Here is a 7,873-nt window from a genome sequence, read left to right on the forward strand (position 1 = left end):
GACTATCTCGAAAGAACACTGCGCAGTTACTTTCCTCGCAAAATCTATCTGATCCAAGACAATGCCTCTTACCACAAGGACGGCACCGTGTGGGACTGGTTTTCACAACATCGCAAGTATATGGAAGTCTTCAACCTTCCAGCCTATTCTCCAGAACTGAACGCACTGGAGCGCATTTGGCACCATACTCGCCTACATGGCACCCACAATCGGTATTTTGTAACCCAAGACGAGCTTCGTTCGGCATTGACTTCAACGTTTCGCAGTATCCAAAGAAATTCCCAACAAGTGCAAGGTTACTTGCACCCTTATCAATAACACTATGTCGCGTTATTTATGCAATTGTATATAGTAGTTGCTTTCTTTGCCGCCGACGCCGGCGGTCCCGCAGTGACCACGATCAGATCAACTTTAAGACGAACCAAGTCCGCCGCAAGCTCAGGCAGGCGCTCATTCTTTTGCTCGGCAAACCTATACTCGATGGTGATATTCTTTCCCTCAGTCCAGCCAAGCTTGCTCAGCTCTTGCCGGAACGCGTCCACGAGGACCGCACTGCCGGAAGCACTGCTCGCATCCAGGAAACCTATGCGAAATATTTTTCCCGGCTGCTGCGCCTGCGCCACAACCCCAGTCACCACGAGCACGAAAGCGATTACCGAAAGACCCAGCCATTTTGGATTTTCGATCCTTCGACTCCGCTCAGAGCCTGCCCTGAGTTTATCGAAGGGACAGGTTTTGGATCCTTCGACTTCGCTCAGGACAGGTTTTAGATTGTCGGAAAAAGAATCCCGCCATCGCACCCAAGATCTTCTATTCATTCTCTTCGCCCCCAAATCCAAAATCGGCTCAGCCTCAGCCAAGAAGAAAGGCTGATGAGCCTCAGGCTCAAAAAAGAGAGGCTGATCAGCCTCAGGCTGAAATCTAAAATCGAAAATTATTTAATCACTTTGTCCGCCCGCGCGAGCACGCTCGGCGGAATCGTCAGGCCGATCTGCTTCGCAGTCTTGAGATTGATCACCAGCTCGAACTTCGTCGGCCTCTCTACGGGCAAGTCTGCTGGCTTGGCTCCCTTCAGGATTTTGTCCACGTAGGTGGCGGACCGCCGCCACAGGTCGGCATTGTTCGGCCCATAGGACATGAGGCCGCCAGCGTCCACATACTCCTCTTGTCCATACATGGACGGCAGCCGATTCTTCTGCGCGAAGCTCGCGATCTGGCCCCGGTTCGCGAACCCTACAGGATTCCGTGCAGGCATAATAAACGCCTGCGAGCGCCCTTTCGTCACTGCCGAGAAGGCGCGATCGAAGTCCTCGGAGCGGACCACTTCAACGGATTGAAGCTGCAGACCCAGCGAACGGGCCGCACCCTCCGTTTCATTGTAGTCAAGCACGGCGCCCCGGACGTCGGGATTCCAGAGAAACGCCACGCGGGAGAGCCCGGGGACGACTTTCCTCAGCAGTTCCAGCCGCTTGCCGCTCAGCTCCGGGGACATAGTGCTGTTGCCGGTGACATTTCCGCCGGGACGCGCGAGACTCGCGACGAACCCGGTCCCGACCGGATCGGTGCTGTTGGCCATAACAATCGGGATGGTCGAAGTCTGTTGCTTGACCGCGGCAATCCCAATATCTGTGGCTGTCACGATCACGTCCACCTTGAGACTCACCAGCTCCCGCGCGAGTTCTGAAATTCGTTCGGCTTTGGCCTCGCCGTAGCGACGCTCTAAGACGAAGTTCTGCCCGTCCACATAGCCATGCTCCCGCAGCCCTTGACTGAACGCCTCGAGGAGATGCGCTGTGGCTGCTGGATTGCTCGGAAAAAGCACTCCGATCTTCGCGATCTTCTTCGGCTGCTGAGCTTCGGCGAGAGAAACAGTTGTCAGGAAGAAAGTTGCCAGTAGCAAGACAACGAGTTTTCTATTCATAGTTTCTCACCCTAACTCTCTCCCAACGGGAGCGGGAATTACGGGAGCTCAATCCCAGAGTGGTTCGACTTTGCTCAGACTTCGAGTGAGCCTCAGTCGAACTCCCACCCTGAGTTCATCGAAGGGCGCCGTTGCGCGAGAGGCCCTCTCCCTCACCCTCTCCCGGCGGGAGAGGGAAGGGGTGAGGGTTGCGCCCCTTCGACTTTGCTCAGGGTGGTGAGCTTGTCGAACCACAAGAAGCCAAGACCGTTAAGGAAGAATTTTATTTTTTTTCTTAACTTGGCGTCCTTTGCGCCTTTGCGCGAGTCACGTTTTCTTCCTTCGAAAGCTTCGTGTCCGTTCGGCTGAGCTCACGGCCGAAGCCTTCGTGGTGAGTTAATCGATTACGGTGATTTCCTCGATCGGGAACTGCGTCGTGACTTCAGGCCCCTTTTCGGTCACGACCATCATCTCTTCCAGCCTTACGCCCCATTGAAGCGGCTTGCCGTGCTGCGTCTCCAGGGCAAAGCTCATCCCCGGCTGGATCACTACAGGGAAGTCGAGAGAGTAAATCCGGGAGATGACCGGAGTATCGTACTGAGCGAGCCCGAGACCGTGTCCCCACAGATTCGCCGCCGCCTGATCCTCTTCCTTGTAGCCCCAGGTCTCCATCGCCGATGGCCAGACTTCGGCGATCTCCTTGGTCGTGGCTCCGGGTTTTACCTTTTCGATGGCGCGATAGAGCCATTCGTAGGCGATGTGATAAAAATCGTTCTGCTCTTTGGTCGGCTTTTTTCCCACGCAATAGGTGCGGTACATGCAGCTCTTGTAGCCGTTCCAGGTGACCGCCGCCATGTCGATGATGACCAGGTCGCCGGGCTGAATGATGCGATCGGAAAAATGCCGCCAGTTGGGCCAACTGTTGGGTCCCGAGGAAACGATGATGTCCTCCACGTCTTCGATCCCCGGAATGTTGTAGAGGAAATTCATGGCGAAGGCGGTGATTTGATGCTCCTGCATCCCCGGCCTGATGAAATGGGAAATCGCCGTGTGGCAGCCGTCGCAGATGGCGGCGATGATGCGCATCGCCTCCAATTCGTCCTCGTTCTTGATCGCGCGCGCTTCGACCATGGGCGATGCGCCGTCGGTCCAGTTGATTCCCGCCTCTTTGAAGGCGTTGATCATATTCAGATCGACGAAGTCGACGCCGAGCGGAGCTTTGTCCACGTGGTACTTCTTCAGCTCTTCCATGATCGCGTCGGTGAATTTTTTCACCTGCTGGCGCGACGCGCCTCCCACAGCTCCCTTAATCCACGAATAGGCGTAGCGCACGTTGTCGCGCGGGATCCACGGACAATGACGGTTGATCTGTATGCCGATGTCGCCCTGCTCGAAGAGCACGGGTTCGGCGCCCTCGCACAAAAGCGCGTACCGCAGGCCGGGCTTCAGGCGGCACCATCCGGGCGTGACCGTGCTCGAAATGTAGCGGACGTTTTCATCGTACATCGCGAGCAGAGCGCCCAATCCGTTCCGCTTCATCGCCTCGCGCGCGCGGTCGAGGCGGTACTTCCTGAGCCGATCCCAGTTGATGCGCTGCTGCCAGTCGGTGCCGACCAGACCGAAACTAGACGTGCTCCGTGTCACCATCGTTGCTCCTTTCCTGTCCGCCGATAAGGGGCGCCTGCTGCGTTGTCGCGGCGGGCTCGCATCCGTCCCCTCTCCCTAACCCTCTCCCACTGGGAGAGGGAAGGGGGAGGGAATGACGCGGCCAGGGATTTTGGCGCCTTGAAAACATAGAATAGCGCTTCTTCTTTGCTACGTGTTTCGCGTGCCGATTCGCTCCAGAACTTCGCGGTTCACGAGCGAATAAGGCATTTCGCCCTTCAATACACTGACGACTTGCCCCACGGCCAGGCGGCGCATGTCCATGCGGGACTGCTCGGAGTACCATGCCGAGTGCGGCGTGAGGATGACATTGTCGAGTCGCAAAATGGGGTCGTCGGGTTTCGGCGGCTCGGTCTCCAGGACGTCGAGCGCCGCGCCGGCGATTTTTCTCTGCTGGAGCGCCTCGCACAAGGCGGTCTGGTTGACGATTTTTCCCCGGGCCACGTTGATGAGAAAAGCCGTCGGCTTCATCTTGTGAAACAATTCCGCGCCGATCATTCCCGTCGTCTCGGAGTTGAGCGGCAGGTGGATCGAAACGAAGTCCGCCTCTTTGAGCAGCGTATCGAGGTCGATCAACTGAACTCCGATTTGACGCGCCGCGTCATCCCTCAAGTAAGGATCGTGTCCCAGGATGCGCAGTCCAAACCCCTTTGCCCGCGCCGCGACGGCCGAGCCGATGCGCCCGACGCCGAGGAGGCCGAGTGTTTGGCCCCGTATCCGCGTGAGGCGCGGCATCCGTTGGAAGTCCCAGGCTGCGTCGCGCGCGATCTTGGCGCTGGGAAAAAGACCGCGGGCGCAAGCCAGCAGGAAGGCCATCGCCTGGTCGGCGACCTCGTCGATGCAGTAATCGGTCGTGTTGCATACCATGATGCCGCGTCTGGTAGCTGCGTCCAGCGCCACGTTGTCGACGCCGATGCCGAAGCGGACGATGACGCGGCATTTCTCCAGAGCCTGGATCGCTTTCGCCGTTATCGGCGCGTAGGTGTTTAAGATAGCGTCGGCGTCCTGGGCGAGAGCCATGGTTTCCTCTTCGCCGCGACACTGACCCTCAACCAGCTCGGCGTCCATACGGCGAAAGAGCTCTCGTTCATCATCCAGGGAGGAAAAGAGATGATCGGTCACTGCGACTTTGTAGCGGGACACGAGTTTGGCCTCGAACAGGCCCGACACTAGTTCAATGACGATCCGCTGTCAATTCCACTCCGAAAAGAGTGCGAGCGGAAACCCAGTTGCAATGCCCGGTGTGCGGCGGTAGAGTCCGCGTTTTAGAGGCAGAGAATGTTTTCTCCCCGTACTCTCGCTGAGATCAAAGAGGACATTCGGAGCCGCGTCGGAAAGCGCGCGCCTTTTCTCCACGCCGACAAGGCGGAAGCGGAGGAGGCGCTGGCGAAGCTCGACGGCATCGAGTCGGAAAGGTGGGCCGCCGCGTGGAGTGCGATCGGCGCACGCTGGGAAGAGAAGGCGAGAGCCGCGGAGACGCGCGGAGACGCGAAGCCCGCGAAGGAAGCGTTTCTCAAAGCCTACGGCTATTACGGCATCGCGCGCCATCCATTTCCCAACTCGCCGGGCAAGCAACAGGCCTACGACAAAACGCGAGAAATGTATCTCGCGGCATCGCGCTACTTCGACGTCCCGCTCGAATGCGTCGCGATTCCCTTCGACGGAACACAGATCGTCGGCCACCTCAGATTGCCAAAGAAGCTTCCCGCGCCGCTCGTCATGCACTGGGGCGGCATCGATAACTGGAAAGAGGAGCGGCTGACTTTCGCGGAAGCGTTTGTGAGAGAGGGCTGGGGCTGCCTGGTATTGGACAGCCCGGGGACAGGCGAGTGTCCGATGCTCGCTTCGCCGGACGCGCATCGCGTCCACTCCGCCACACTGGATTATCTGTTGAAGCGTCCGGAAGTCGATGCGAAGAAAATCGCCGTCGTCGGCGCGAGCTTCGGCGGCTACTGGTCCACGAAGATGGCCCACGTCGAGCGCGAGCGGCTCCGCGCCGCCGTCAACTGGGGCGGCGGCATTCATTATTTTTTCCAGCCGGAGTGGCAGGAAAAATCGCGCAACGCGCCTTCTTACCTCTTCGATCTAATCGAAGCGCGCGCCAATCTTTTCGGCAAGAAGACTTTCGCGGAGCTGATCGAGGTCATGCCTGCGCTTTCGTTGAAAACCCAGGGCTGGCTCGACAAGCCGTGCGCGCCGATGCTGCTCGTCAACGGCAAGGAAGACAAGCAGGTGCCGATCGAGGATTTTTATCTGCTCGTCGAGCACGGCGATCCGAAGGCCATGCGCCTTTTTTCCGGCGGCCACATGGGCGCGATCCCGGATATTTTTAAGACCGTCATCACTTGGCTTCATTCCAAGCTGGATTGAAACCTGCTTTGCGTTCTTGGCGTCTTGGCGCGAAACATAGGGATCGGATAAAGAATCATCTCGCGCAAAGACGCAAAGCACGCCAAGGGTGAAAGCAACCGAGGCCGATGTTGACTTCTTGTTGAAGAAATCTCTTTCCCGCTGGGCGCGAATCGCGTAAAATCGCCTCAATCAATGAGTCGCGCGCTGGAATTTCCCTTCACCTTCACGCCGCTTATGAAGAAGCGGCTTTCCCGCCGCGTGATCGATATGCTGCAAAACGCGCTGCGCCGGTTTCCCGAGCTGGAGGGTAAAAAGATCACCGTCGGCTACACCTCGGCGCACCTCGGCAGCGCGCTCGTGCCGCTCAGAGAAGAAGCGGCGTCGAAGCTGACGATTCGCCTTAAAGTAAAAAAGCTCACCTACCAAACGATCGGCCACGAGCTGACGCACCTCCTGCAAGGGTTATCGAAAATTCATTTGAAGGCGGGGAGGCGAGAGAAGGTCGAGCCTATTCCTTACGGCGAGAAGCAGTGTGACATCTGGACGCTCGCCCGAAGCCAATTGTTTTGCGACGATCCTCCGACCTACATCCGCCTTCCGCGGGCCATTCGGGATAACTGGCCCGTCTACGCGCAGTCTGTACGGCGCCTCTGCATCGCCGCGCTCGAAAAGCGAAAAACTCATCGCCTGTACATCCAGTGGCTGGAATCGCGCATCAAGTCGCTTGGCGCGCGTCCGCGCGCCGAGCCGAAGACGGGCGAGCAAATGGCGCTGCCGTTTTGAATGAACTCAAATCGAGCTGAATCTCCCTCCGGATTTGTGAGTTGACGCACACACATGGATTCGGCTACCCTTATTTCCAGTTCGACTCGTTTTCCCTGCTGGAATCTTGATCGTCAGGCATCCTGGCGGCGATGATACCAAAAGAAATCCCGGTTTTTTTTTCGATTGGCTGGCTGCACGTAACCATCCCGCGGTTCGTCATCGCCGTCGCTCTCATCATGATCGCGGTCGAAATCATGCGGCCCGGGCGCTCGTGGCCCAAGGTGGCGGGCTGGTGGACGCGCGCCGCGCTGCTCAACATGTGCCAGGTTGCCATCGTGTACACGGCCGCGATCGTGTGGGATGGGTGGATGATGCGTCACCGCCCGTGGTCGGCCGGCGCGCTCGGCGTCACCGGCGGAGCGCTCGCGGGATATTTCGTCCTGACGTTCGTCTATTATTGGTGGCACTACTGGCGCCATCGCTCGCATTTTCTGTGGCGCTGGCTGCACCAAGTACACCACAGCCCGCAGCGCATCGAAATAATTACGAGCTTTTATAAACACCCGATCGAGATTGTCACCAACGGGCTGCTCTCCAGTGCGATCGTTTATTGGCTTGTCGGCGTCGGTGCCGAAGCCGCATCTTACGCCGTTTTGCTTTCCGGATTCGCCGAGCTTTTCTATCACTGGAACGTGAAGACGCCGTACTGGCTCGGCTTCATCGTTCAGCGGCCGGAGAGCCATTGCATTCACCACGAAGAAGGATTGCATGCCTACAACTACGCCGATCTGCCGCTATGGGACATGCTGTTCGGTACTTTCCGCAATCCCCGCCGCTGGGAAGCGCGCTGCGGTTTCGGCGGCGACGAGTCGCGCCTCGGCGAGATGCTCGCCGGCTTCGACGTAAACCAAGAGGCGGCCGCGCCATGAACAGGATCGGTGCGGCGCTGCTGTTGTTGCTGGGGCTGGCGCAGATGGCGGGAGATCTTGCGGGTCTTACCGCGCTGAAAGGAATCGCGGCGGCAACCGGCGCCTCGCCTGCGCCCAAAGTCTTTTCCGCCGTCAAAGGTCTGGAAACTTATTCGACGAGGTTTTTCATCCAGTGGAACGATCCCGCCGGCGCCGTGCTGTCGGTTCAATTGACGCCGAATATGTACGCGCGCCTGCGCGGGCCTTACAACCGCCGGAACGT

At 58.3% G+C, this 7,873-nt stretch carries 9 protein-coding genes; 5 read left to right on the plus strand and 4 right to left on the minus strand.

Going from position 1 to position 7,873, the window contains the following annotated elements:
• A partial coding sequence (locus tag VGL70_17230) for a transposase (GenBank protein ID HEY3305269.1) occupies window positions 1-318 on the plus strand: 318 nt, incomplete at its 5' end.
• Window positions 319-320: 2 nt separating this feature from the next.
• Here the strand turns inward: VGL70_17230 and VGL70_17235 are convergent.
• From VGL70_17235 to VGL70_17250, 4 genes are all read right to left on the minus strand, one after another.
• Window positions 321-800 (minus strand): hypothetical protein, encoded by a 480-nt coding sequence (locus VGL70_17235; GenBank protein HEY3305270.1) that lies wholly within the window; start codon window positions 798-800, stop codon window positions 321-323.
• 134 nt (window positions 801-934) lie between these two features.
• Window positions 935-1,921, minus strand: a complete 987-nt coding sequence (locus VGL70_17240) for an ABC transporter substrate-binding protein (GenBank protein HEY3305271.1) — start codon at window positions 1,919-1,921, stop codon at window positions 935-937.
• A 375-nt stretch (window positions 1,922-2,296) separates the two neighbouring features.
• On the minus strand, window positions 2,297-3,547 hold the full coding sequence (locus VGL70_17245) for a Xaa-Pro peptidase family protein (GenBank protein HEY3305272.1): 1,251 nt from the start codon (window positions 3,545-3,547) through the stop codon (window positions 2,297-2,299).
• 168 nt (window positions 3,548-3,715) lie between these two features.
• Window positions 3,716-4,708 carry a C-terminal binding protein gene (locus tag VGL70_17250; protein HEY3305273.1) on the minus strand — a complete coding sequence of 331 codons (993 nt, stop codon included), beginning with the start codon at window positions 4,706-4,708 and terminating at the stop codon, window positions 3,716-3,718.
• A 135-nt stretch (window positions 4,709-4,843) separates the two neighbouring features.
• Here VGL70_17250 and VGL70_17255 point away from each other — a divergent pair, with 135 nt between their 5' ends.
• The 4 genes from VGL70_17255 to VGL70_17270 form a co-directional block, all read left to right on the plus strand.
• Window positions 4,844-5,935: an alpha/beta fold hydrolase gene (locus VGL70_17255; protein ID HEY3305274.1), complete on the plus strand. Its 1,092-nt coding sequence runs from the start codon at window positions 4,844-4,846 to the stop codon at window positions 5,933-5,935.
• A 174-nt stretch (window positions 5,936-6,109) separates the two neighbouring features.
• A complete protein-coding gene (locus VGL70_17260; GenBank protein HEY3305275.1) occupies window positions 6,110-6,700 on the plus strand; it encodes a hypothetical protein in 591 nt (196 codons plus the stop codon).
• 131 nt (window positions 6,701-6,831) lie between these two features.
• Window positions 6,832-7,611 carry a sterol desaturase family protein gene (locus VGL70_17265; protein HEY3305276.1) on the plus strand — a complete coding sequence of 260 codons (780 nt, stop codon included), beginning with the start codon at window positions 6,832-6,834 and terminating at the stop codon, window positions 7,609-7,611.
• A partial coding sequence (locus VGL70_17270; protein HEY3305277.1) for a hypothetical protein occupies window positions 7,608-7,873 on the plus strand: 266 nt, incomplete at its 3' end. The genes VGL70_17265 and VGL70_17270, both read left to right, overlap by 4 nt.

Source organism: Candidatus Binatia bacterium, assembly GCA_036504975.1.
Classification (GTDB): Bacteria; Desulfobacterota; Binatia; order UBA9968; family UBA9968; genus JAJPJQ01.

Coding starts and splice junctions, on each gene's coding strand:
- VGL70_17240 (HEY3305271.1), bottom strand. CDS start 1,921: ATGAATAGAAAACTCGTTGTCTTGCTACTGGCAACTTTCTTCCTGACA.
- VGL70_17245 (HEY3305272.1), bottom strand. CDS start 3,547: ATGGTGACACGGAGCACGTCTAGTTTCGGTCTGGTCGGCACCGACTGG.
- VGL70_17255 (HEY3305274.1), top strand. CDS start 4,844: ATGTTTTCTCCCCGTACTCTCGCTGAGATCAAAGAGGACATTCGGAGC.
- VGL70_17260 (HEY3305275.1), top strand. CDS start 6,110: ATGAGTCGCGCGCTGGAATTTCCCTTCACCTTCACGCCGCTTATGAAG.
- VGL70_17265 (HEY3305276.1), top strand. CDS start 6,832: ATGATACCAAAAGAAATCCCGGTTTTTTTTTCGATTGGCTGGCTGCAC.